This is a genomic window from Marinobacterium sp. YM272 (genome assembly GCF_050908845.1).
GTDB lineage: Bacteria > Pseudomonadota > Gammaproteobacteria > Pseudomonadales > Balneatricaceae > Marinobacterium_D.
Genome location: NZ_CP194171.1, coordinates 1,112,181 through 1,134,481 on the forward strand (window position 1 = coordinate 1,112,181; position 22,301 = coordinate 1,134,481).

24 protein-coding genes are annotated in these 22,301 nt (G+C 60.9%); 20 read left to right on the top strand and 4 right to left on the bottom strand.

Annotated elements, in window-relative coordinates; translation table 11 throughout:
- The first annotated feature begins 1 nt into the window (after position 1).
- The 5 genes from ACQUQP_RS05225 to ACQUQP_RS05245 are packed head-to-tail and all read left to right on the top strand — an operon-like array spanning position 2 to position 5,834.
- Complete coding sequence (locus ACQUQP_RS05225; protein WP_432697749.1) at positions 2 to 2,092, top strand: chemotaxis protein CheA; 2,091 nt, start codon at positions 2 to 4, stop codon at positions 2,090 to 2,092.
- A 33-nt stretch (positions 2,093 to 2,125) separates the two neighbouring features.
- On the top strand, positions 2,126 to 3,388 hold the full coding sequence (locus tag ACQUQP_RS05230) for a protein-glutamate methylesterase/protein-glutamine glutaminase (protein WP_432697750.1): 1,263 nt from the start codon (positions 2,126 to 2,128) through the stop codon (positions 3,386 to 3,388).
- 3 nt (positions 3,389 to 3,391) lie between these two features.
- Positions 3,392 to 4,153: a flagellar motor protein gene (locus tag ACQUQP_RS05235; protein ID WP_432697751.1), complete on the top strand. Its 762-nt coding sequence runs from the start codon at positions 3,392 to 3,394 to the stop codon at positions 4,151 to 4,153.
- The gene (locus tag ACQUQP_RS05240) at positions 4,131 to 5,033 is read left to right on the top strand and encodes a flagellar motor protein MotB (protein ID WP_432697752.1); all 903 of its coding nucleotides are present in this window, start codon (positions 4,131 to 4,133) and stop codon (positions 5,031 to 5,033) included. The genes ACQUQP_RS05235 and ACQUQP_RS05240 overlap by 23 nt, the downstream gene beginning before the upstream one ends.
- A 12-nt stretch (positions 5,034 to 5,045) precedes the next feature.
- Positions 5,046 to 5,834: a ParA family protein gene (locus tag ACQUQP_RS05245; RefSeq protein ID WP_432697753.1), complete on the top strand. Its 789-nt coding sequence runs from the start codon at positions 5,046 to 5,048 to the stop codon at positions 5,832 to 5,834.
- Between the two features lie 40 nt (positions 5,835 to 5,874).
- Here ACQUQP_RS05245 and ACQUQP_RS05250 read toward each other — a convergent pair whose 3' ends face one another.
- Positions 5,875 to 6,303 carry a hypothetical protein gene (locus tag ACQUQP_RS05250; protein ID WP_432697754.1) on the bottom strand — a complete coding sequence of 143 codons (429 nt, stop codon included), beginning with the start codon at positions 6,301 to 6,303 and terminating at the stop codon, positions 5,875 to 5,877.
- On the opposite strand from ACQUQP_RS05250, the gene ACQUQP_RS05255 reads away from it, so the two are divergent.
- Positions 6,292 to 6,696, top strand: coding sequence for a chemotaxis protein CheW (locus ACQUQP_RS05255; protein ID WP_432698677.1), 405 nt, complete (start codon positions 6,292 to 6,294; stop codon positions 6,694 to 6,696). The genes ACQUQP_RS05250 and ACQUQP_RS05255 overlap by 12 nt on opposite strands.
- 96 nt (positions 6,697 to 6,792) lie before the next feature.
- Positions 6,793 to 7,209 (top strand): DUF2802 domain-containing protein, encoded by a 417-nt coding sequence (locus tag ACQUQP_RS05260; protein WP_432697755.1) that lies wholly within the window; start codon positions 6,793 to 6,795, stop codon positions 7,207 to 7,209.
- Here the strand turns inward: ACQUQP_RS05260 and ACQUQP_RS05265 are convergent.
- Positions 7,206 to 7,496, bottom strand: a complete 291-nt coding sequence (locus tag ACQUQP_RS05265; RefSeq protein ID WP_432697756.1) for an EscU/YscU/HrcU family type III secretion system export apparatus switch protein — start codon at positions 7,494 to 7,496, stop codon at positions 7,206 to 7,208. The genes ACQUQP_RS05260 and ACQUQP_RS05265 overlap by 4 nt on opposite strands.
- Positions 7,493 to 9,592: a flagellar hook-length control protein FliK gene (locus tag ACQUQP_RS05270; protein WP_432697757.1), complete on the bottom strand. Its 2,100-nt coding sequence runs from the start codon at positions 9,590 to 9,592 to the stop codon at positions 7,493 to 7,495. The genes ACQUQP_RS05265 and ACQUQP_RS05270 overlap by 4 nt, the downstream gene beginning before the upstream one ends.
- Positions 9,593 to 9,814: 222 nt before the next feature.
- On the opposite strand from ACQUQP_RS05270, the gene ccmA reads away from it, so the two are divergent.
- The 13 genes from ccmA to ACQUQP_RS05335 are packed head-to-tail and all read left to right on the top strand — an operon-like array spanning position 9,815 to position 21,558.
- Positions 9,815 to 10,450, top strand: coding sequence for a cytochrome c biogenesis heme-transporting ATPase CcmA (ccmA, locus tag ACQUQP_RS05275; RefSeq protein WP_432697758.1), 636 nt, complete (start codon positions 9,815 to 9,817; stop codon positions 10,448 to 10,450).
- Positions 10,450 to 11,163, top strand: coding sequence for a heme exporter protein CcmB (gene ccmB, locus ACQUQP_RS05280; RefSeq protein ID WP_432697759.1), 714 nt, complete (start codon positions 10,450 to 10,452; stop codon positions 11,161 to 11,163). The genes ccmA and ccmB overlap by 1 nt, the downstream gene beginning before the upstream one ends.
- A 13-nt stretch (positions 11,164 to 11,176) precedes the next feature.
- Positions 11,177 to 11,932 carry a heme ABC transporter permease gene (locus tag ACQUQP_RS05285; RefSeq protein ID WP_432697760.1) on the top strand — a complete coding sequence of 252 codons (756 nt, stop codon included), beginning with the start codon at positions 11,177 to 11,179 and terminating at the stop codon, positions 11,930 to 11,932.
- A 7-nt stretch (positions 11,933 to 11,939) separates the two neighbouring features.
- Positions 11,940 to 12,119 (top strand): heme exporter protein CcmD, encoded by a 180-nt coding sequence (gene ccmD / locus ACQUQP_RS05290; protein WP_432697761.1) that lies wholly within the window; start codon positions 11,940 to 11,942, stop codon positions 12,117 to 12,119.
- Entirely contained in the window at positions 12,116 to 12,577 is a 462-nt protein-coding gene (gene ccmE / locus ACQUQP_RS05295; RefSeq protein WP_432697762.1) for a cytochrome c maturation protein CcmE, read from the top strand. Before ccmD ends, ccmE begins: the two co-directional genes overlap by 4 nt.
- Positions 12,574 to 14,535, top strand: coding sequence for a heme lyase CcmF/NrfE family subunit (locus ACQUQP_RS05300; RefSeq protein WP_432697763.1), 1,962 nt, complete (start codon positions 12,574 to 12,576; stop codon positions 14,533 to 14,535). Before ccmE ends, ACQUQP_RS05300 begins: the two co-directional genes overlap by 4 nt.
- Positions 14,536 to 14,549: 14 nt before the next feature.
- Positions 14,550 to 15,086 (top strand): DsbE family thiol:disulfide interchange protein, encoded by a 537-nt coding sequence (locus ACQUQP_RS05305; protein WP_432697764.1) that lies wholly within the window; start codon positions 14,550 to 14,552, stop codon positions 15,084 to 15,086.
- The gene (locus tag ACQUQP_RS05310; protein ID WP_432697765.1) at positions 15,083 to 15,565 is read left to right on the top strand and encodes a cytochrome c-type biogenesis protein; all 483 of its coding nucleotides are present in this window, start codon (positions 15,083 to 15,085) and stop codon (positions 15,563 to 15,565) included. Before ACQUQP_RS05305 ends, ACQUQP_RS05310 begins: the two co-directional genes overlap by 4 nt.
- Positions 15,562 to 16,809, top strand: a complete 1,248-nt coding sequence (gene ccmI / locus ACQUQP_RS05315) for a c-type cytochrome biogenesis protein CcmI (RefSeq protein WP_432697766.1) — start codon at positions 15,562 to 15,564, stop codon at positions 16,807 to 16,809. The genes ACQUQP_RS05310 and ccmI overlap by 4 nt, the downstream gene beginning before the upstream one ends.
- A gap of 56 nt (positions 16,810 to 16,865) precedes the next feature.
- Positions 16,866 to 18,185 carry a cell division protein ZipA gene (gene zipA / locus ACQUQP_RS05320; RefSeq protein WP_432697767.1) on the top strand — a complete coding sequence of 440 codons (1,320 nt, stop codon included), beginning with the start codon at positions 16,866 to 16,868 and terminating at the stop codon, positions 18,183 to 18,185.
- A gap of 59 nt (positions 18,186 to 18,244) precedes the next feature.
- Positions 18,245 to 20,599: an NAD-dependent DNA ligase LigA gene (gene ligA / locus ACQUQP_RS05325; protein WP_432697768.1), complete on the top strand. Its 2,355-nt coding sequence runs from the start codon at positions 18,245 to 18,247 to the stop codon at positions 20,597 to 20,599.
- Entirely contained in the window at positions 20,596 to 20,814 is a 219-nt protein-coding gene (locus ACQUQP_RS05330) for a YheU family protein (RefSeq protein WP_432697769.1), read from the top strand. The genes ligA and ACQUQP_RS05330 overlap by 4 nt, the downstream gene beginning before the upstream one ends.
- Positions 20,815 to 20,847: 33 nt before the next feature.
- A complete protein-coding gene (locus ACQUQP_RS05335; protein ID WP_432697770.1) occupies positions 20,848 to 21,558 on the top strand; it encodes a DUF4126 family protein in 711 nt (236 codons plus the stop codon).
- A 43-nt stretch (positions 21,559 to 21,601) separates the two neighbouring features.
- Here the strand turns inward: ACQUQP_RS05335 and ACQUQP_RS05340 are convergent, their stop codons facing one another.
- Complete coding sequence (locus ACQUQP_RS05340) at positions 21,602 to 22,285, bottom strand: CBS domain-containing protein (RefSeq protein WP_432697771.1); 684 nt, start codon at positions 22,283 to 22,285, stop codon at positions 21,602 to 21,604.
- Between the last annotated feature and the right edge of the window lie 16 nt (positions 22,286 to 22,301).

Sequence of the window (22,301 nt, forward strand, 5' to 3'; positions counted from 1 at the left end):
TATGAGTTTCGATGTCGATCAGGAAATTCTGGATGATTTTCTTGTCGAAGCGGGGGAAATTCTTGAGCAGTTGTCTGAGCAGCTCGTCGACCTCGAACAGCGTCCTGAAGATAAGGATCTGCTGAACGCTATCTTCCGCGGCTTTCATACGGTCAAGGGGGGCGCAGGCTTCCTGCAGCTGGACGCCATGGTGGAGTGCTGCCATAAGGCCGAGAACCTGTTCGATGAGCTGCGTAATGGCGAGTTGACGGTTACCCAGCAGTTGATGGACCTGGTTCTGCAGGCGCTGGATGCGGTGAACTCCATGTTCGATTCCGTGCGTAATGGGGTCGAGCCCGAACACGCGCCGCCCGAGTTGCTGCAGCGCCTTATCGACTTCGCCGAAGGTCATGGCCAGGGCGGCGCATCCGCGGCGCCCGCTGCGGCGAACCTGACTGAGCCAGAAGCAGCACAGCCGTTGCCGGACAACCCAAATACACCCAACGATGATTTCGAGTCCCTGCTCGGTGATCTGGCGGGTGCCTCTGCCGAGGCGCAGCAGAGCAGCAGTGTCGACAACGGTGCCCCGGACCTGATCACCGAGGACGAGTTCGAGGCGCTGTTGGATGATCTGCACGGGCCGGGCGGAGCGCCTGGTAGCGAATCAAAGCCGGCATCCCCGGTGGAGACGTCCGCCGCCGAGGCCTCGGCTGGCGGCGACCTGATCACCGACGACGAATTCGAAAACCTGCTGGATCAGCTGCAGTCGGAAGGCAAGGGCGCCTTTGCCGCGCCGGCTCAGACAGCTCCTGCACAGGCGACTGCCCAGCCCGAGATCAAGGCGGCGTTTGCGCAACCAGAGCCGGTTATGCCGGCGCGCAGTGAGCCTGTCGAAACCGCAAAAGCGACGCCCGCTTCACGCGCACCGGCGGCCAACAAGCCGGCGCCGGAAACCAATGTCCGTGTTGATACCCGCCTGCTCGATAAGATCATGAACATGGTCGGTGAGCTGGTGCTGGTACGTAACCGCCTGGTGCGCCTCGGCGTGACCCATGAAGACGAAGAGATGGGCAAGGCGCTCGGTACGCTGGATATGGTGACCGCGGATCTGCAGTCTTCGGTCATGAAGACCCGTATGCAGCCGGTGAAAAAGGTGTTTGGCCGCTTCCCGCGCCTGATCAGGGATCTGTCGCGCAACCTGCAGAAAGAGGTGAGGCTGGAACTGCGTGGTGAGGATACCGATCTGGATAAAAACCTGGTCGAGGCACTGGCGGATCCGCTGATTCACCTGGTCAGGAACTCCGTCGATCACGGTATCGAGTCACCGGAGGAGCGTGCCCGGATCGGTAAACCGCGCGAGGGGCATGTGCTGCTCTCGGCAGAGCAGGAAGGCGATCATATCCTGTTGATTATTCAGGATGATGGCGCCGGCATGGACCCGGAAAAACTGCGCAGCCTGGCGGTGAAGCGCGGCATGCTCGATGCCGAAGCGGCACGCCGGCTGACCGATCAGGAGTGTTTCAACCTGATTTTCCAGGCGGGTTTCTCCACCAAGACCGAAGTCTCGGATGTGTCCGGACGCGGTGTTGGCATGGATGTGGTTAAAACCAAGATTACCCAGTTAAACGGCACGCTCAGCATCGATTCCGTTATCGGGCAGGGTACACGGATCGCTATCCAGGTGCCGCTCACCCTGGCGATTATGCCGACGTTGATGGTGATGCTTGAAGGTCAGGCGTTTGCCCTGCCGCTGGTTAACGTCAACGAGATCTTCAACCTGGATCTGACCAAGACCAATATCGTTGATGGCCAGCAGGCGATCATCGTGCGCGATCAGGCGCTGCCGCTGTTCCATCTCAAGCGCTGGATGGTCAACGGTATGCAGAACGCACCCCTGCCGGAGCAGGGGCATGTGGTGATCGTGACCGTGGGAACCACGCGGGTTGGCTTTGTTGTCGATCAGCTGGTCGGGCAGGAGGAAGTGGTGATCAAGCCGCTGGGCACCATCCTGCACGGCACTCCTGGACTGTCCGGTGCAACCATCACCGGCGATGGTCGTATCGCGCTGATTATCGATATCCCCAATCTGCTGAAATATTATGCGCAGACCTGAACGGATGCGGGTTAACGGGGGTGGAGATGCCCTATGACGGTTCGTGTACTGGTCGTTGATGACTCAGGCTTCTTTCGTCATCGCATCGAAGAGATACTCCGCGACGATAAACGGGTGGAAGTGGTTGGCAGTGCGGTTAACGGGCGTGAAGGTGTCGAAAAAGCACGCCAGTTGAAGCCGGACGTTATCACCATGGATGTGGAGATGCCGCAACTGAACGGCATCGAGGCGGTGCGTATTATCATGCGCGAATGCCCGACCAATGTGCTGATGCTCTCCTCACTGACCCATGAGGGCGCGAGAGTGACGCTGGAGGCGCTGGAAGCCGGCGCCGCCGACTACCTGGCGAAAGATATCCGTGCCTGGATGGACAAGAGCCAGAATATCCGCACGCAGCTGATCGATCGCATCCTGGCATTGGGACGCAGCCGTCGTTTTCGTTCCGGTTCAGTGTTTGAGCATCGGCATCCGCGCTCGAAGGCGGTCGGCAGCACGACTCAGGTGTTTCGGCCGGAAGGCCCGCCCAGCCGCGCAGCAGTTGAGCCGGCCCGCCCGGTTACCTCAGCTGCTGCCAGGCGCAGCACAGCCGCGGCGCCGCAACGGGAGGCGTTGCAAAGAGAGATAAAACCTCGGGAGACGGCAGCGGCAAAGTCGCCGATGCTGCGCCCTGCCACTGCAGAGAGTACCCCCCGAACCAGCAATCCGTCGCGGGTGACCTTCCCGGATTGCCGGCTGGTCGTCATCGGTACCTCTACCGGTGGACCGGCGGCGCTGCAGAATATTCTCACCAAGATTCCGGCCGGCTTCCCGTACCCCCTGCTGCTGGTGCAGCACATGCCGAAAACCTTTACCCAGGTGTTTGCCGAGCGTCTTAACCAGCAGTGTGCGATTGAGGTCAAAGAAGCGGTGGACGGTGACCGCCTGCGGCCCGGGCTGGCGCTGCTTGCGCCGGGCGGCTTGCAGATGATGGTGGATCCGCGCCAGACCGACCGGGTACGTATTCTGGAAGGCGAGGCCCGACTGACCTACAAACCGAGTGTGGATGTGACCTACGCCTCGGCCGCCAAAGCTTATGGTGCCAAGGTGTTGGCCGTTATCCTGACAGGGATGGGGGCGGACGGTTGCGACGGTGCACGCTTGCTGAAACGCGAGGGTGCCAAGGTGTGGGCGCAGAATCGCGAAAGCTGCACCATCTATGGGATGCCTCAGGCCGTGGTCAACGCAGGATTGGCCGATGAGGTGCTCGATCTGGATGATATCGGGCCGTTGTTGGCCCGACAGAGCAGGCGTGGATAAGCGATGTTTGGATTTTTGGGAGTACTCCTGGCGCTGGTGGCGATTGTCGGTGGTAATTACATCGGCGGTGGTGCGTTGTCAGAACTGTATAACCCGACGGCGGCGCTGATCGTTGTAGGTGGCACGCTTGCCGCAGCGATCGTGCAGTCGCCAAGGGAGGATTTTCGCCGCGCGCGCCGGCTGTTTGGCTGGGCTTTTCGCACCTCTGAACCCGACTTTCAGGCCGGCATGAAGGATCTGCACCGCTGGTGTCAGCTGGCACGTCGCCGCGGACTGATCGCGCTTGAAGCCGAGGCGGGCAAGCATCCCGACGAGTACGTCGCCAACGGTCTGCAGCTGCTCGCCGACGGGCGTCCACCCGATATGATTCGCTCGGTGCTTGAGGTAGATCTGATCGCCCGCGAACAGCGGGACCTGCAGGCGGTCAAGGTGATCGAGAGCCTGGGCGGCTATGCGCCCACGCTGGGAATCATCGGTACGGTGCTGGGCCTTATTCAGGTCATGGCCAACCTGACCGAACCGGAGACGCTGGGGCAGGGGATCGCCACCGCCTTCGTGTCGACCATATACGGCGTTGGCCTGGCCAACCTGCTGTTGATTCCCACCGCCAACAAGATCAAGCGGCTGGTGCAGGGGCGAGCCCAGTACCAGGAGATGGTGATGGATGGGCTGGTGTTTATCGCCGAAGGCCAGGGGCCGGAGGTGATCCGCCAGCGTCTGCAAGGTTACCTGGAGACGGACGATGCCGCGCCGAAGGCCTCCTGAACCGGATGCACCTCTGGATCGCTGGGTGCTTTCCTGGGCGGATTTCGTCACCCTGCTGTTTGCCTTTTTCGTGGTTATGTACGCTATCTCCTCGGTGAACGAGGACAAGTACCGGCGCATGACCGAAGCGCTGTCCGACGTGTTCTCAGGCCCGGGGCTGCTGCGTGGTGTCAGTCCGTCCATGGAGGGGGGCAGCGGCATCCTCGAAGGAGGCGAGAGCCGTAACGAAGCCACCGCGACGCTGGTTGGACCGGCTGACGAGGTCGAAACACGCTTGCTGCAGGATCTGCGTGCGCGCCTGGAAGCGGATTTCAGCAACGAGATCAGTGCCGGCGAGGTGGAGGTGCAGGGCTCGGACCTCTGGTTTTCCATCGAGATTCGCTCAAGCCTGCTGTTTGAAAGTGGCGGCGCGATACCGGCTATCGAAGCGGACAGCATCCTGGCGACCATAGCCGAGGAACTGATCGACCTGGATAACCCAGTCCATGTCGAAGGATTTACCGATAACGAACCGATCTCAACGGCCCAGTATCCCTCCAACTGGGAGCTGTCGGCGGCAAGGGCCGCGGCGGTGGTGCGCCTGTTGGCGATGAACGGTATCCAGCCTCAGCGGCTGGCGGCGGTGGGCTATGGTGAGTTTCAGCCGGCTTACAGTAACCGCACCGCGGAAGGGCGGCGGCTGAACCGAAGGATAGTGATCGTGGTCTCGCGGGATGAAAAGGTGCGCCGTGCCGTGACCTCTTTTGGCAGTGAGCAGGTTAGCCCTGATGCGGTCAGCGAAATGCTGAGTGAACAGACTAAAGAAGAAGCGCCGCCGGCGCTGGAACAGGTACAAACGGAAGACGGTATTCTGATCCGTCAGGCCAGTCCGGAAGACTAACGGGAAAGTGCTATGCAGGTGTGGGCTGTTGCGAACCAGAAGGGCGGGGTCGGCAAGACGACAACCGTCGTAACTCTGGCAGGTTTACTTGCCGATGTAGGGTATAAGGTACTGCTTGTGGACCTGGATCCACACGGTTCGCTGACCAGTTATTTCCGCTATGACCCCGATGAACTCGAACACAGCGTTTATGACCTGTTCGAGCAGTTGCAGGTGGATGAAAAACGCGCCAAAAGCCTGATCCTGCCAAGTTCTCAGGAGGGGATAGACCTGATGCCCGCCTCCACGGCGCTGGCGACGCTGGAGCGGCGTGCCGTTGGCAAGGAGGGGATGGGGCTGCAGGTGGCCAAGGCTCTGGCCACCCAGAGACAGAGTTACGACTTTGTTCTGATCGACAGCCCGCCGGTGCTCGGCGTACTGATGGTTAATGCACTGGCGGCCTGCAATCACCTGCTGGTGCCGGTGCAGACTGAATTCCTTGCCCTGAAGGGGCTGCAGCGCATGATTCGCACGATCGAAATGGTGAATCGGGCGCGGCGTAACAAGCTGGATTACACCATTATTCCCACCTTTTACGATCGCCGTACCCAGGCCTCGGTCAGCAGTTTGCGTGAGCTGCACAAAAGGTACGAAGAGCGCATGTCCACAGCGGTCGTGCCGGTGGATACCAAATTCCGCAACGCCAGCCTGAAAGGTTTGGTGCCATCCTCTCTGGATGCCGGAAGCCGGGGCGTTCATGCCTATGCCAAATTGCTGAGAAATCTGCTGGAGCAGCGCAGGGAGGCGCGGAGTAATGGCTGATCATAAAAAAGTCGTTTTTGAGTATATCGAAGCGCTGCTGTCAGACCCGGATCTGCTGGATGAGTCTCTGTCCCCCGAGACCGATCTGACCGGTGCGGATGAAGACGCCCCGGCCGATGCCGTTGAACCGGTGCCAGATACACAGGAAAAAGCCTCGCCTGGGCAGATTGACGCCGCAGCGCAGGCACCACACACTCCTGCAGAGCCAGAGCCAGAGCCAGAGCCAGAGCCAGAGCCAGAGCCAGAGCCAGAGCCAGAGCCAGAGCCAGAGCCAGAGCCAGAGCCAGAGCCAGAGCCAGAGCCAGAGCCAGAGCCAGAGCCAGAGCCAGAGCCAGAGCCAGAGCCAGAGCCAGAGCCAGAGCCAGAGCCAGAGCCAGCACCGACACCAGAACCCGCCCCACAGACAGCCGTGCCAAACGCGGCTGGTAGGCCGGGGCAGGTGCTCAACTGTATTTTGATGGATATGCACGGGCTCAAGCTGGCGGTCCATTTCGACCGCATTGAAGGCGCGCTTAATCTGTGCGACCTGTCGCTGTCGATCGGCGGTATGCCGGAATGGATACTGGGTACCTTCGGCACAGAACTGGAGCAGACCCATGTGGTTGATACCGCGCTCTGGCTGATACCGGGGCGCTACCAGCCGGAGCATTCACAATACTCCGAGGTGCTGATTCTGCAGGGGCGCAAGTGGGCTCTGGCCTGTGATGGGCTGGTCAAGTCGATCCAGATCCCGATGGACCGGGTGAACCTCAACCAGGACAAGGCCCAGCGCTCCTGGTTGCTCGGGACCTATATGGACGAGCGCTGCGCGATTCTGGATATCGAGCAGCTGGTTGAAGAGTTTGAGGCGACCCTCGCCTGATTTGTGGGAGACTGCTTCCGGCTTGGGTTACAATCGTGAGCAGTGACGTTCTGCCCGGCCTTCCGTCGGGCAGTGGTATCTTTCTGGAACAGGCCTGTGTTTGATCTGAGTGCCACCCCTATCATCATGCTGATTCTCGCCACGGTTACGCTGATAACCGCGGCGTTGTGCGCTGTGCTGTTGGTGCGTCTGCGCCGTCAGGAGCGCCGTCAGCAGGCACTGATCAACGTGCTGCGAAACGAGATACGCGCCATGACGAACGGCTCTATCGGTATGGGCAAGCGCTTACTGGCGATCGAGCACCGGCTCAATATCACCGTCGAAAAACAGCAGGAACTGGAGAACCGGGATCCGGGCGTACTGGCCTACAACCAGGCAGCCAAGCTGATGGAGATGGGTGCCGATGTGGATGATCTGGTGCGCAGTTGCGGTATAGGTCGTCCGGAGGCGGAGCTGATGGCTCTGCTGCATCGTGAACTGCACACCGGCGAGTCTCTGCCACAACAGCACTAATCACCCTCTTTATCCAGCTTCAGACTGTAGGTGAAGGCGATGATCTCGGCGATCGCCCGGTACAGTGACTCCGGAATCTCGTCGCCAAGCTCCAGACGGATCAGCACCTCCAGTAACTCCGGACTCTCATAGATGTGAACATCGTGTTCCTTCGCCAGCGCGACGATCTGTTCAGCAATCAATCCCTGTCCTTTGGCCGTGACCCGCGGTGCCCCACCCAGATCCTGATCATACTTGAGTGCGACGGCGCGCTGGTTCAATGACGGATAGTCGTTTTCATCTGTCATGTATGCAGATCCACCAAGCGATGATTGATGACGGGCCTGTTATCTCTGGGCGGGCGGCCCCGTTGTACCTGGATACTGTCCACTTCAAAGCCGCTGGCGTTGAGCTGTTGTTCGAAGTCGCCGAGCTGCGCGCGAATCAGCTGGCTGGTCTCGTCCCGCTCTGCCCAGAAACGGGCGCTGAGCTGCCACTCGCGCTGCAGGCTGACATGCACGTCCACAGAGCCCAGCTGCTCCCGGTCGAAGTGGAGCTGAATCGACCATTGCGAGACGAAACGACCCTCGTCGTCGCGCTCCTTGTGCTGCTGAATCCTGATCTCGCTATCTTCCAGCCGGTCGCCAGCCAGGCGGATCGGCAGGTCGAGACGGTACTGGCGCTCTATCGATCCATCCGGCAGCTCCTGCCAGTTTTGCAGGCTGGTCGCCTGGTGACTGGCACTGCGTGCCTGCAGCCCTTTCACCAGCGTCAACATCTGCTCCCGTGCCTGGGGCGGCAACCGCTCGGCCAGTTGTGACAGTTTGCCGAGCTGTTGTTGCAAGGGGGGCAGCTCGCGCGGGGATCCACCATGCTGTTGCTGCGGCTGGGTAATCAAACCGCTGGACCGAAGATGATTCTGAACCGCCTGTTGGGTGGTTTTGGCGTCCCCTCTGACCGGTACGCTGAAGAGGCTGAGCATCGATTTTACTACCTGGGCGATGGCGTCCCCACTCTGCCGGCTGGCGACGGGAATCTGCCTCAGTTGGTTCAGTGCATCCCCGGCTGGCAGCTGGTGCGGCAAATTGTCGCGCAAGATTTGCTGTAACCCTTCCTGTAATTTCAACTGCGCCCCGCTATCATGGCGGGGTGTTGCGAGCTGCAGCTGGATCTGATTATCACCGCTGCGGGTCAGCTGTACCTGAAGTCCCGGCTGCAGTGGCCTTGGGCTGAGCAGATCTATGCGCTGACCACTGAGCGCCAGGCTGACCTGGACGTTGCCGGCGGCAGCGCTTGCAGGCGCCGTGCTAGCAGCTTGCGCCGGCGTTGTGATTTGAGCGCCCCGTGCCACTGGCGGAATATCCCGGGAGGTTTGCGGCGCCGGGCCAGGTGCGGGCTGCGGGTTGGCTGCAGCCCGTTCGCCCCTTGCTGCTGGAGTAGAGAGGCTGCCTTGGACGTTGCCAGTAGCGGCGGTTGCAGGCGGCGCGTTAGCAGGCTGCGCCGGCGCCGGTGTTTGAGCGCCCTGAGCCGGTGGCGGAGTATCCCGGGAGGTTTGCGGCGCCGGGCCTGGTGCGGGCTGCGCGGTGACTGCCGCCCGGTTTCCCCGTGCTGCAGGCGCCGGTTGCTGAGCGGCTGGTAGCGGCCTGTCGGTTGTGTTGCCCGGTGTAGAGGCCGGAGCCTGAGTTTGACCGCCGCGGTTGCTGGTTTCTGGCGGCGGCTGTGTCGGCGTCGGTGTCTGACGTGATGCTGCCCCGGGTTCAGGTTGAGATGGCCGGACGCTTCCGGTCTGCGCCTGAACATTGGGTTGGTTGCCGCGGTTGCCTGGCGTTGTGTCGCCGGCGGTGGCGGGAACTGACGACTGCCCCGCCTTCTGTGGGCTTGAGCTTTGTGGTTGCGAGCTCTGTGGCTGAGAGCTCGGGAGCCTGTCCTGAGTGCTGCCTGAAGCAGCGGCAGGGGCAGGGGTGTTCTGGATAACCCGGGCTGTGCGGGGCTGATCGATCGGCAGCAGTCGGTTCAGAACGTCGGCGCTTTGCGCTGCGCTGAGCGGTCTCAACTGCAGGGTGGTGGACTGGCTTTCAGCCGTTGTTGTTGCCTGACTGCGGGTTTGGGGCGGGTTGGCCAGGGTCAGCTGAAGCCTGCCGCCGGCATCCTGACTCAGGCTTATCTGTGTGCCGGTCTGCAGAGGTTTTGAGGTCAACAGCTCCATGAGTTGCCTTTGCACTTCGACCTTGATACGAAAAAAGTTGGGGCGCTGTGGGTCCTGGGCTACGTCCCGTACATTGGCCTCCAGGGTGCGGCCGGCGGCGAGTTCGGCACTGATGTCAGCCTGTGCGGCATTGGCAGAGGCGGACGTGCCGGATGTGGACAGCGGTTGCAGCGATTGTACGGGCAGTTGGATCGGCACTGATTCTGACTCCCTGGCTCCGGTAGCGGCCGGGTTGGACTTCGGTAGCAGCTGGCGTCACACCTTGGCACTATTCGTGCCCGTGAGCGGGCCGGTTGCCTGACGCTTTGCCGCCGATCTGTTTATAATGGCGCGTTTGAAATCAGTCGGCCAGCGTGACGGAAACTGTAGCCTGGCGGCGCTTGTATGGCCCGAGTTTTACGACCTGACGGAGAAGGCTGTTTGTCCGAAACGATGCTGAAAGTTGAGAACCTGTTCTGTGAGCGGGATGACAGGGTGCTGTTCGATCAGCTCAGCTTCGACGTTGATAGCGGCGAAATCGTCCAGATCGAGGGCGCCAACGGTAGTGGAAAAACCACGCTGCTGCGGATACTCAGTGGCCTGTCACGCAACTACGAAGGTGAAATCTACTGGCAGGGTGAGCCGGTGCAGCAGGTACAGGATGCATTCCGCAGGGAACTGCTCTATTTCGGTCATCAGCCCGGTGTCAAAGCGCTGCTGACGCCGGAGGAAAATCTGCGCTGGTACTGTGCCCTGCACGCCTCGTTGAACCCGGACCGGGTGCAGGAAGCGCTGGAACAGGTGGGGTTGAAAGGCTTTGAAGATGTACCTTGCCATACCCTGTCTGCCGGGCAACATCGCCGGGTCTCCTTGGCGCGGCTGTATCTCAGTGATGCCAAACTGTGGATTCTCGATGAGCCGTTTACGGCCATCGACAAGCGCGGGGTAGCGGCGAAAGAGGCATTGATCGGACGCCATATCGCCCGCGGTGGCAGCGTGATCCTGACCACGCACCAGGATCTTCAGGGCAGTGGCGCGGTGCGCAGTATCAATCTTGATCGACAGGGTGAGCTTTGATGTCGCAACAGCCGGATACCCTGCGCAGAGAGCCAATCGGCATTGGGGCGCTGTTTGCAGCGACGCTCAAGCGTGACCTGAAGCTGTCGCTGCGGCGTAAAAGTGAACTGGTCAACCCGCTGATTTTCTTTCTGATGGTGATCACCCTGTTTCCGCTGGGTGTCAGCCCTGAGCCGGGATTCCTGGCGGAACTAGCTCCCGGTGCGCTTTGGGTCGCTGCACTGCTTGCGACCCTGCTGTCGATGGATGGCCTGTTCCGCACCGATTTTGAGGATGGCTCGCTGGAACAGTTGCTGCTGAGCCCGCAGCCGCTGATGGTGGTGGTCATGGCGAAGGTGCTGGCGCACTGGATGCTCACCGGGCTGGCGCTGACCCTGGTGGCGCCGCTGATCTCGATCATGCTGTTTTTGCCCTCCGAGGGTGTGGCGGGACTGATGCTCAGTCTGCTGCTGGGCACACCGACGCTGAGCCTGGTTGGTGCCATAGGTGCGGCGCTGACGGTGGGTCTCAAGCGGGGCGGCGTGCTGATTTCATTGCTGGTGCTGCCGCTGTATATTCCGGTGCTTATTTTTGGCACCAGTGCCGTGCAGGCGGCTGTGACCGGGTTGCCACTGGGTGGTTACCTGGCGCTACTGGGCGCACTGCTGGCGCTGGGTGTGGCGCTGGCGCCGCTGGCAATCGGCGCGGCATTACGAATTTCGGTAAGTGGGTAGATAGAGATAGACGATGGCAGAGAAGAAATGGTTACCGCGCTGGTTCTACCAGCTTGCCTCTCCTCGCTGGTGTTACCGGATCTGCGGCAAACTGCTGCCGGGGTTTTCCGTAGCAGCACTGATCCTGCTCCTGGGCGGCATAGTCTGGGCGCTGCTGTTTGCGCCCGCTGATTACCAGCAGGGCAACAGTTTCCGCATTATCTATCTGCACGTTCCGTCGGCTATTTTGGCTCAGTCCTGCTACATGCTGATGGCTGTAGCCGGGGCGATCGGACTGATCTGGAAGATGAAGGTGGCGGACATGGTCGCCAAGTCCTGCGCTCCCATCGGCGCGACGATGGCGGTACTGGCACTGCTCACCGGCGCCATCTGGGGCAAACCCACCTGGGGCTCCTGGTGGGTCTGGGACGCGCGCCTGACCTCGATGCTGATCCTGCTGTTTCTCTACCTCGGCGTGATGGCACTGAACTCTGCCATCGAGAGCGAGTCAACTGCTGCACAGGCGAGCGCAGTGCTGGCCCTGGTCGGTCTGGTTAACATCCCGATCATCAAGTATTCGGTGGAGTGGTGGAACACGCTGCATCAGCCCGCCACTTTCAAACTGACCGAGAAGCCGGCCATGCCCGCAGAGATGTGGTTGCCGCTGCTGACCATGGTGATTGGCTTTTACTGCTTTTTTGCCGTTTCCCTGATGTTGCGGCTGCGCAACGAGATTCTGCGTCGCGAGCGTCGCGCCGGCTGGGTCAGGGATCTGCTGCTGTCCAAGTGAGGTCGAAGTGAGTTTTAGCTCTTTTTCCGAATTTCTGTCGATGGGTGGCCATGGGCTTTATGTCTGGCTCAGCTACGCCCTCGGTCTGATAGTTATTCTCGTTAATCTGGTAGTGCCCCTGATGGAGCGCAGCCAGTTGATTGCTCAGCTTAAACGCCGTTTACAGAGGGAGAAACAAAGTCCATGAACCCGAAGCGCAAGCAGCGGCTTTATATCGTGCTGTTCATCGTCTTCGGCGTCGCCGTAGCCGTTGGCCTGACTCTTTTTGCACTGAATCAGAACATCAACCTGTTCTACTCACCGACGCAGATCGCCAAAGGCGAGGCACCGGTGGATACCCGCATCCGCGCCGGCGGTATGGTGGTTGATAACAGTGTGAAGCGCTCCGATAACAACCTGGACGTTGTCTTTGCGATTACCGATTACGAAAACACCGTTCAGGTGCACTACAACGGCATTCTTCCGGACCTCTTCCGTGAGGGGCAGGGCATCGTCGCTCAGGGCGAGCTGGATAACCAGGGCGTGCTCCAGGCGGTGGAAGTGCTGGCCAAGCATGATGAAAACTACATGCCGCCAGAGGTGGCTGAAGCACTGGAAAAAGCGGGCAAGATGCCGATGCCGAGCGGTCAGGAGTTCAATAAATGATCCCCGAACTCGGTGAATACGCGCTGATCCTGTCGCTCTGTCTTGCTGTTTTGCTTGGCACCGTACCCCTTGTGGGTGCTGCCCGTGGCAACGCTCTGTGGTGCGGTTTCGCACGCCCGTTGGCCGTGACGATGTTCAGTTTCGCACTGTTCAGTTTTCTCTGTCTGGGCTGGGCGTTTCTGCAGAATGATTTTTCCGTGGCCTATGTGGCCAGCAACTCCAACAGTGCGCTGCCCTGGTATTACCGCCTGAGCGCGGTCTGGGGCGGACACGAGGGTTCACTGCTGCTCTGGGTGCTGATCCTGACCGGCTGGACGGTGGCGGTGGCGCTCAAAAGTGACAACCTGCCAACCGATATCCGGGCCCGGGTGCTTGCGGTGATGGGGCTGATCGCGACCGGTTTTATCCTGTTCGTGCTGTTTACCTCCAGCCCGTTTGAGCGTCACCTGCCGCAGAGTCCACAGGATGGTGCCGACCTGAACCCGCTGCTGCAGGATTTCGGCCTGATCGTACACCCGCCGATGCTTTATATGGGCTACGTCGGCTTTTCGGTGGCATTCGCCTTTGCCATCGCCGCGCTGCTCAGCGGACGGCTCGATGCCGCCTGGTCACGCTGGTCCCGTCCCTGGACCAATATCGCCTGGGCGTTCCTGACGCTGGGTATCGCACTTGGCAGCTGGTGGGCGTACTACGAGCTGGGCTGGGGCGGCTGGTGGTTCTGGGATCCGGTGGAAAACGCCTCCCTGATGCCCTGGCTGGTGGGCACGGCGCTGGTTCACAGCCTGGCAGTGACAGAAAAACGCGGTGTGTTCAAAAGCTGGACCGTGCTGCTGGCGATCTTTGCGTTCTCGCTGAGCCTGCTGGGCACCTTCCTGGTGCGTTCCGGAGTGCTGACCTCCGTACACGCCTTCGCCTCTGATCCGGATCGTGGTTTCTTTATCCTGGCGCTGCTGGCGTTGACCATCGGTAGCTCGCTGCTGCTTTATGCGATCAAAGCCTCGCACGTAAAAAGCGAGTCGAGCTTCGGCCTGATCTCCCGGGAAACCTTCCTGCTGATCAATAACGTGCTGCTGACCGTGGCCTGCGCCACGGTGCTGCTGGGTACGCTCTACCCGCTGCTGATCGATGCCCTGGGCCTTGGCAAGCTGTCGGTGGGGCCGCCGTATTTCAACGCGCTGTTTGTACCCTTGAGCCTGCTGCTTATGGTCAGCCTTGGCGTCGGTACCCTGGTGCGCTGGAAACAGACACAGGGTGCATTGCTCGCCAGCCAGCTCTGGTTACCGGGTCTGCTGGCGCTGATCGTGGGTATCGCAACCCTGTTCGTCCTGCCGGAACTGCCGGGGCTTTGGGTCAGCGTCGGTCTGGTACTGGCCTGGTGGATTGTCTTTACCGGCCTGCGTGACCTGTTCAACCGCATCCGCAGCAAACGCAGTCCGCTGTCTGCCATGTTCAAACAGTCCCGTGCCTATTACGGCATGATGCTCGCCCACGTGGGTGTGGCCATCATGGTTGTTGGCGTCGCGCTGGTCTCCACGTTCAGCGAGCACAGCGACCTGCGCATGGAACCGGGCGATCGCAAGACATTTGGCGGCTACGAGTTTGTTTTCGACGGTATTCAGAAGGTGGATGGTCCGAACTTCCACTCTGATACCGGCGTGATCCGTGTATTCCACGACGGTGAGCTCTACACGGAGATGAATCCGGAGAAACGTCTCTACCGGGCTCGCGGCAATGTGATGACCGAGGCGGCCATCGATCCTGGCCTGTTCCGCGATCTTTACGTGGCGCTGGGTGAACCCCTGGGCGGAGAGGCCTGGGCGGTGCGCGTGCAGTACAAGCCGTTCGTACGCTGGATCTGGCTGGGCGCGCTGTTCATGACAGCCGGTGGGCTGCTGGCAGCGACCGACCCGCGCTACCGTAAACAGGCCCGTCGAGATCTGGCCGCGCAAAGCGCTTGATAAGGAAGGTAACTATGCGTCGATTTCTACTCTTTTTACCGCTGGTCATCTTTCTGGGGATAGGTTTTTTCCTCTGGAAAGGACTCTCCATTGACCCCACGGAGCTGCCGTCTGCGCGCTTGAATGAGCCGTTCCCCGCGTTCGAGAAAGCCTCGCTGACCGAGCCGGAGCGGATGATGACGGTGGCGGACCTCAAGGGAGAGGTGGCCCTGGTCAATGTCTGGGCAACCTGGTGTCCCACCTGTAAGGAGGAGCATGCCTTCCTGAATCAGCTGGCGAAGCAGGGGGTGACTATTTACGGCATCAACTACAAGGATGAGCCGGTGAAAGCCCGCGAATGGCTGAAACGCTACCTGGATCCCTATGCCGAGGTGGTGCTCGACCAGGATGGCAAGCTGGGTCTGGATCTGGGTGTATATGGCGCACCAGAGACCTACGTGATCGATGCCGAGGGTGTGATTCGCTATCGCCACGTGGGCGCGGTGGACGCCAATGTCTGGAAGGATCTGCAAAGGGTTATGGCGCAGGTTGCTGGCGGAGCGGGCGCATGAAAAGGATTCTCAAGGCCCTGACCGTTTGCTGCCTGTTCTGGGCCGGCGTCTCGCAGGCTGCCATCGAGGCCTATGATTTTGATAACAAGGCCACCGAGCTGCGGTTTCAGCAGCTGACCGCTGAGCTGCGCTGCCCCAAGTGTCAGAACAACAATATCGCCGACTCAAACTCGCCGATCGCGTCCGACCTGCGCGGCGAGGTGTACCGCATGCTCAACGAGGGCGCATCGGATGACCAGGTTGTCGACTTCATGGTGACCCGCTACGGCGAGTTTGTGCTCTACCGGCCGCGGGTCAACGAGATGACCTGGGTTCTCTGGTATGGCCCCTTTGTCCTGCTCGGCGTCGGGCTGCTGGTTGTGGTGTTGATCGCCCGCCACCGTCGGCGTGGTGGAGCGGCCGGGGCCGCGGAGGCTAACCTGGCCCCGGAAGAGCGTGAACGGTTAGAGCAATTGCTGGAACAGGATAAGAAACAATGATCGCACTCTGGAGCGGCATCGCGCTGTTGACCCTCATCGCTGTGGCCGCCATCTTCTGGCCGCTGCTGGCGGCCCGCCGCGAGGCTGATCGTCAGGCGGTGCAGGCCGATGATCAGGCTGTGGACCGTCAGCACCAGAATATCGAGATCTACCGTGAGCGCCTGGCGGAGCTCGAAAGCGAGCGGGAAGCGGGTACGCTGGATGCCGGCAATTTCGAAGTACTCAAGCTGGAACTCGAGCGTAACCTGCTGATCGATGCCGAGGAGCAGGCTCCCCGGCTGAAACATCCGCGTCCGGGCGCCGCCCAGTTTACGACCGTTGTCCTGCTGGCGCTGCTGGTGCCGGTGATCGCGTTTGGCCTCTACAACAATCTTGGGCGCTCCGCGGACCTGGCGCTGGCACTGAACCCGCCAACAATGCCGACGCTGGAAGAAGCGGTGGCGCAGCTTGAGCAGGAGCTCGAAGCGAACCCGGACAACGCCGAAGGCTGGTACCTGCTGGCCACCACCTATGTGAACCAGGGCCGCTTTGCCGAGGGACTTGAAGCCTTCCAGCGTGTTGCAGCGATCCTGCCCGAGGATGCGCCCCAGTATGCGGGCGTGCAGGGACAGATCGCCCAGGCGCTCTACTTCCAGTCCGGCGGCAGCATGACTGCGCAGGTGAAGGCACAGATCGACAAAACTCTGGCGCTGGATCCGGATGATATGGCGGCGCTGGGGCTGCTGGGGATCGATGCCTATGAAACCGGCGATTACCGTGCAGCCATTGAATACTGGAGCCAGGCGAAGGCCAACGCCCGTGGTGATGCAGTTCAGTCGCTGCAGTCGGGTATCGATCAGGCGACACAGCAGCTGATCGCCGCCGGTGAAGAGGTGCCTGAGCTGCAGAGTGCGACCGCTGCGTCGATTCAGGTCAGTGTAACCCTGTCCGATGAACTGAAGGACCGGGTGTCGCCGGATCAGGCGGTGTTTATCTACGCGCGTCCGGTCGGTGGCCGGATGCCGCTGGCAGCGGTGCGCAGGCAGGTATCCGATCTGCCACTGACGGTTGAGCTTAATGACGGAATGGCTATGATGCCCGGGGCCGAACTATCCAGTGTGGACGCGGTCGAAATTGGCGCACGTATCAGTGCGTCAGGCCAGGCGATCGCGCAGCCGGGCGACCTGCTGGGCAGTCAGTCGCCGGTAGCGGTCGGCGGGGAACCCGGCAGCGTTACACTGGTGATCGATCAGGTTGTAGAGTAGTCTGTTACCGGGGAATATAACTTGAAACAAAGACCGGACCGGAAAAGAGCCTAACCATGGAAATCAGTCTGCGCGAATGGCTAATCATTGGCGGAATTCTGGTGATTGCGCTGATTCTGTTTGATGGGTGGCGTCGGATTCGCGGCAATGGCAGCCGCATACATATGGATATCGACCGGTCGGCCGTCAGTGACGGTGACGACGAGAGCGTATCCCCGTCGAACCCTGAGCTGCCCAACGGTGGTGCCCGCCGTATAGCAGAAGAGGAGCAGCGGCATGAGCCGGTCTTCTCGCCGGAGCCCGCGCCCGCCAGTGCCGAATCAGACCGCATACCCGATTGGCCTGCCAGCAAGCCCTCCGCGGGCGTGGAGCAGCAGCCCGACCTGCTTGCTGACCAGGAAGCCGAGCTGGATCCGCTGTTTGATGATGTGCCGGTAGGGCGACGTCGCAGCAGCGCGGCAAGCCAGGCGCCTCAACAGCATAGCGCCAAGCCTGCGCCAAGTACCCTGGATACACCGCTGACAGCGCGCCGGGACGAGGACGATATCCCTTCCGAACCTGAGCCCCTGAGCCTGGATTTTGACCCGGAACAGCCGATCCCGGTGCTGATGGACCGAGTGCGCCCCAGTAGCGAGAGAAAGAACAGTGAGCGAAAGCGTCCGGTCGAGGTCGCTGAGGAACCAGCGCCGGAAACAGAGCCCGTACCCGCGCCGTCGGATGATGGCAGCCGTCTGGGAGAGGCCCTGAGTCTTGATCTGGACGCTGACCCCGACAGCGCTGAAGCAGAGCCTGCGCGATCTGCACCTGAGCCTGAGATTGCCGAACTGCCCCGAGAAAAGTCGCCTGATCCCGAGCCTGTAAAGCCGCTGCCGGTGGCAGAAAAAGAGGCAGGGAGCGAATCGGGCAAGAACAATCGCCCCGCACCGGAGATCTCCGCGGACCCGGATGAGATGCTGGTGATCTTTGTCGTCGCCCGTCAGGGCCAGACCCTGCCCGGTGCGGCGATTCACCGTATTGCCGACGCCTGCGGCATGGAGATCGGCGCCATGGATATCTACCATCGCCATGAGCATCCAAACGCCCAGGGATCGCTGCAGTTCAGCATGGCCAACGCCATCCAGCCAGGCACGTTTGACCAGGCGACCATGGATGAACTGGAAACCCCTGCGGTGACCTTCTTCATGTCGATGCGAGACCCGGCTGACCCCATGTACGCTTACGAGTGCATGCTGGCCACCGCGGAAACGCTGGCGCGTCACCTGGAAGCTGAAATGCTTGATGGTGATCGCTCGGTGATGCGACCGCAGACCAAGGAACACTATCGCGAACGTATCCGCGATTTCGAGATCCACAAACGGGTCCGGCGCGCACACTGAGCTGCGCCCGACCCTGAAGGCCGTTTCCGGCCTTTTTTTCCCAGAGATATCCCGAACCGATGACCACTTCAGCCCCGGAGCGCATCAAGGCGCTCCGAGAACAGATCGATAATCACAACTACCGCTACTACGTCCTCGATGAGCCCAGTATTCCAGATGCGGAGTACGACCGTATTTTCCGCGAACTGAAACAGCTCGAAGAGGAAAATCCCGAGCTGGTGACGCCGGATTCCCCGACCCAGCGGGTGGGTGCCAAACCGGAAGGCGGTTTCGCCGAAGTACAGCATGAACTGCCGATGCTCTCGCTCGATAATGCATTCAGTGAAGAGGAACTGCGCGGTTTCGTGCGTCGTATCGGTGACAGGGTCAAGGGGCTGGATACTGCTGCGCTGGCTTTTGCCTGTGAGCCCAAGCTTGATGGTCTGGCCATCAGCCTGGTCTACGAAAACGGTGTGCTGGTGCGTGGTGCGACCCGTGGTGACGGTTATACCGGTGAGGATATCACCCTGAATGTGCGCACCATCGCCAACGTGCCACTCAAGCTGCGTGGCAGCGGCTGGCCTGAGCGCCTGGAGGTACGTGGCGAAGTCTATATGCCCAAGGCCGGTTTCGAAGCGCTGAACGAACGTGCCCGCGCCCGTGACGAGAAAACCTTTGTTAACCCGCGTAACGCCGCGGCCGGCAGCCTGCGGCAGCTGGATCCGAAAATCACCGCCCAGCGCCCGCTGGAGTTCTGCAGTTACAGTACCGGTATCGTCGATGGCGGCGAGCTGCCGGACAGCCATAGCGAAACCCTGCACCAGCTGCGCGAGTGGGGCCTGAAGATCAATCCCGAGATGCGTGTAGTCACAGGCGCGGATGGCTGCCTTGAGTACTACCGTGATATGGAGCAGAAGCGCGCCGGACTGGCCTATGATATCGACGGCCTGGTGTTCAAGGTGGATAGCCGCGAGATCCAGCAGGCACTGGGTTTCGTCGCCCGGGCACCGCGCTGGGCCATCGCGCATAAATTCCCGGCCCAGGAAGAGATTACCCGGTTGAACGATGTCGAGTTCCAGGTGGGACGCACCGGTGCGGTGACGCCGGTTGCCCGTCTTGAACCGGTCTTTGTGGGCGGTGTGACCGTCAGCAACGCCACGCTGCACAACATGGACGAGATCGCCCGCCTGGATGTGAAGATCGGTGACCACGTCATGGTCCGCCGCGCCGGTGATGTGATCCCGCAGATCGTTAAAGTGGTCACGGAAAAACGTACCGGCGATGAAAGCCCGGTGCACATTCCCTCCCAGTGCCCGGTGTGCGGCTCCGATATTGAGCGCACGCAACTGGTCAAGCGCGGCAAAGGAGGCGAGCAGGTTAGCGAGGGCGCTATTTACCGCTGCGTTGGTCGTCTCTCCTGCGAAGCTCAGCTGAAACAGGCGCTGTTTCACTTCGGTTCACGCAAGGCGATGGATATCGACGGCCTGGGTGATAAAAATATCGAGCAGCTGGTGGATCTCGAGCTGGTGCGCTCGCCGGCAGACCTTTACCGGCTTTCCACGCGCGATCTGCTGAGACTGGAGGGCTTCGCCGAGCTCTCCAGCGAGAACCTGATCGCCGCGATCGACCAGAGCCGCCAGGTCAACCTGGAGCGCTTTATCTACGCCCTGGGTATCCCGGAAGTAGGTGAGGAGACCGCCCGTACCCTGGCGTCCAGCCTCGGCAGCCTTGCCAATGTGCGCAGGGCGTTGCCGGAAGTACTGGCGACGCTGAAGGATATCGGCCTGACGGTGGCTTACGAAATCCACAACTTCATGCAGGACAGCCATAACCAGAAGGTAATCGATGACCTGTTGTCCCTGGAGGTGCAGCCCAAAGAGTCCGGTCAGGTCAGCCCGGCACTGACGGGCAGCGTCGCCTTTGGTGATCTGATCAACAGCCTTGGGATCTTCAAGGTCGGCAAGAAGGGCGCGGATAACCTGGCGGCTCATTTCGGCACGCTGTCGGCACTGCTGGAGGCGAATGAGGCGCAGATCGCCGCCGTCACTGGCCTTAACAGCCAGGCGAAGAGGAATCTGTTCGAGTACCTGCAGTCCGAGGCACATCGTCACAGGCTGAGCGCCATTGAACAGCAGTTGCGCGAGTTCGGCATGCACTGGGAGTGCCAGCCGGAAGAGTCGCTGCAGAGCCTGCCGCTGGAGGGCGAGACCTGGGTGCTGACCGGTGCCATGGAGGCCCTGACGCGAGACGAAGCCAAGGTGCGTCTGCAGGCGCTGGGCGCCAAGGTTGCCGGTAGTGTCTCGGCCAAGACCTCGGCGCTGGTGGCCGGTGAAAAAGCCGGCTCCAAGCTCGCGAAGGCGGAGCAGCTCGGTATCCGGGTGCTGAATGAAGCCCAGCTGATCGAGCTGCTTGAGGCCGAGGGGCAGGGGCTGTGATTATTCCCTGGCAGGAGCTATCGCCGCAGGCATTAAACGGCCTGATCGAGGAGTTCGTCACCCGCGATGGCACCGACTACGGAGAGCAGGAGGTGTCGCTGGCACGCAAGGTGGAGCAGGTAATGGCAAAACTGAGAGCCGGTGACGTAGTGTTGGTGTTCAGTGAGAGTACAGCTGAATGCTCTATAGTGGCTAAAGAGCGATTGAAACGGTGATCCGCCCCGCGCGATCCCGGTAGGAGCTGCTGTATGGAACAACTTGATCAGATAACGGCGATGATCGCCCTGTCCATGGGCGTGGCCTGGGCCAGTGGTATCAACCTGTACGCTACTCTGCTGATGCTCGGTGTGCTTAACAACATGGGGCATATCGATCTGCCGCCGGGGCTGGATATCGTCAGTGATCCCCTGGTGATCATGGCGGCGGGACTGATGTACTGCGTTGAATTCTTTGCCGACAAGGTGCCCGGTGTGGATACCGGCTGGGATACGCTGCACACCTTTGTGCGTATACCGGCAGGCGCGGCCCTGGCCGCCGGCGCCGTGGGTGACCTGTCACCGGCGGTGGGGCTGGCGGCGGCGATCGTCGGTGGCTCGGTGGCGGCCGGGACTCACAGTCTCAAGGCCGGTACGCGGGTGATGATCAACACCTCGCCGGAGCCGGTCAGCAACTGGACCGCCTCGTTCAGCGAGGATCTGATTGTCATCGGTGGTCTGTGGACGGCGCTGAACCATCCCTGGTGGTTCCTCGGCGCCTTTATCCTGTTTGTTCTGTTCCTGATCTGGGCGTTGCCCAAGCTCTGGCGCGGGATCAAGCGGGTGTTTGGATTCCTGGCACGGTTGTTCGGTGGCGGCGACTCAGCGCCCCAACGGGAGCCCCCGGGCGCCACTGCCCAACAGCCGAAGCCCGTCCGGCCCACTGAGCCGGGCAAACTTCCCTCTCCCGATAACCGGGGCTGACAGCGATGCTGAGCGGCAGGCGCTACTTGACCGCCGCAGCCGCTCAGGCCCAACTTTCCACACGGGCGTTGTTGATCAACAGACGCAACAGATCCGAACGCGTAATGATGCCAAGCACTTTCTCTTCGTCATCGATGACCGGCAGAGCCCTTACCGGGTAGTTGACGAAGGTGGCGGCTAGCAGCGACAGCTCCGTATCGAGCGAGGCGACAATAATCTGGCTGTGATAAACGGTGGCGATGGTGCGCGCGGAGTCTCTGCTGTCTTCATCAATATCGGCGGCGGAGATCAGCCCCAGGGGACGACTGTCATCATCGACGATAACCAGGTGGTGAATACCATGAGCCTTCATCCGCTCGTAAGCGGTATACAGCGTTTCATGGGTGCGGGCGGTAAAGACAGGGGAGACAAACAGCTGCTTGGCGGTCAGGCCTGATTTGCGCCTTTCATGGCCGGCAAAGGCTTTTTTGCCGTAGGTGTTCGGTGTTCTCGTATTGTCAGTGGCAGCGGGCAGGCGACGGTGCTGGGGGGCTGAGCGCTCCTCTGACGCATTTGGCAGTGTAAAAGACTGCGCCAGCTCTTCAGCCTCGTCCCGGGGGATGTCTTCACTGGTGGGAATGGCGGCCGAGCGTTTGCTCTCCGTGAGAGGATCGACCCCCTTGGGTTTGAACTGTGACGATACGGGGGTCTGAATGCGATACCCTTGATCGTATACTACCAGCGCCATATTAAACCCTCCCGTT

Excerpts from the sequence above, each read along its gene's own strand:
- ACQUQP_RS05310 (WP_432697765.1), top strand. The coding sequence starts at position 15,083 with ATGAAAAGGATTCTCAAGGCCCTGACCGTTTGCTGCCTGTTCTGGGCC.
- ACQUQP_RS05225 (WP_432697749.1), top strand. The coding sequence starts at position 2 with ATGAGTTTCGATGTCGATCAGGAAATTCTGGATGATTTTCTTGTCGAA.
- ACQUQP_RS05255 (WP_432698677.1), top strand. The coding sequence starts at position 6,292 with ATGGATATGCACGGGCTCAAGCTGGCGGTCCATTTCGACCGCATTGAA.
- ACQUQP_RS05285 (WP_432697760.1), top strand. The coding sequence starts at position 11,177 with ATGGCAGAGAAGAAATGGTTACCGCGCTGGTTCTACCAGCTTGCCTCT.
- ACQUQP_RS05300 (WP_432697763.1), top strand. The coding sequence starts at position 12,574 with ATGATCCCCGAACTCGGTGAATACGCGCTGATCCTGTCGCTCTGTCTT.
- ligA (WP_432697768.1), top strand. The coding sequence starts at position 18,245 with ATGACCACTTCAGCCCCGGAGCGCATCAAGGCGCTCCGAGAACAGATC.
- ACQUQP_RS05305 (WP_432697764.1), top strand. The coding sequence starts at position 14,550 with ATGCGTCGATTTCTACTCTTTTTACCGCTGGTCATCTTTCTGGGGATA.
- zipA (WP_432697767.1), top strand. The coding sequence starts at position 16,866 with ATGGAAATCAGTCTGCGCGAATGGCTAATCATTGGCGGAATTCTGGTG.
- ccmE (WP_432697762.1), top strand. The coding sequence starts at position 12,116 with ATGAACCCGAAGCGCAAGCAGCGGCTTTATATCGTGCTGTTCATCGTC.
- ACQUQP_RS05235 (WP_432697751.1), top strand. The coding sequence starts at position 3,392 with ATGTTTGGATTTTTGGGAGTACTCCTGGCGCTGGTGGCGATTGTCGGT.
- ccmI (WP_432697766.1), top strand. The coding sequence starts at position 15,562 with ATGATCGCACTCTGGAGCGGCATCGCGCTGTTGACCCTCATCGCTGTG.
- ACQUQP_RS05245 (WP_432697753.1), top strand. The coding sequence starts at position 5,046 with ATGCAGGTGTGGGCTGTTGCGAACCAGAAGGGCGGGGTCGGCAAGACG.
- ACQUQP_RS05230 (WP_432697750.1), top strand. The coding sequence starts at position 2,126 with ATGACGGTTCGTGTACTGGTCGTTGATGACTCAGGCTTCTTTCGTCAT.
- ACQUQP_RS05340 (WP_432697771.1), bottom strand. The coding sequence starts at position 22,285 with ATGGCGCTGGTAGTATACGATCAAGGGTATCGCATTCAGACCCCCGTA.
- ACQUQP_RS05265 (WP_432697756.1), bottom strand. The coding sequence starts at position 7,496 with ATGACAGATGAAAACGACTATCCGTCATTGAACCAGCGCGCCGTCGCA.
- ACQUQP_RS05240 (WP_432697752.1), top strand. The coding sequence starts at position 4,131 with ATGCCGCGCCGAAGGCCTCCTGAACCGGATGCACCTCTGGATCGCTGG.
- ACQUQP_RS05335 (WP_432697770.1), top strand. The coding sequence starts at position 20,848 with ATGGAACAACTTGATCAGATAACGGCGATGATCGCCCTGTCCATGGGC.
- ccmB (WP_432697759.1), top strand. The coding sequence starts at position 10,450 with ATGTCGCAACAGCCGGATACCCTGCGCAGAGAGCCAATCGGCATTGGG.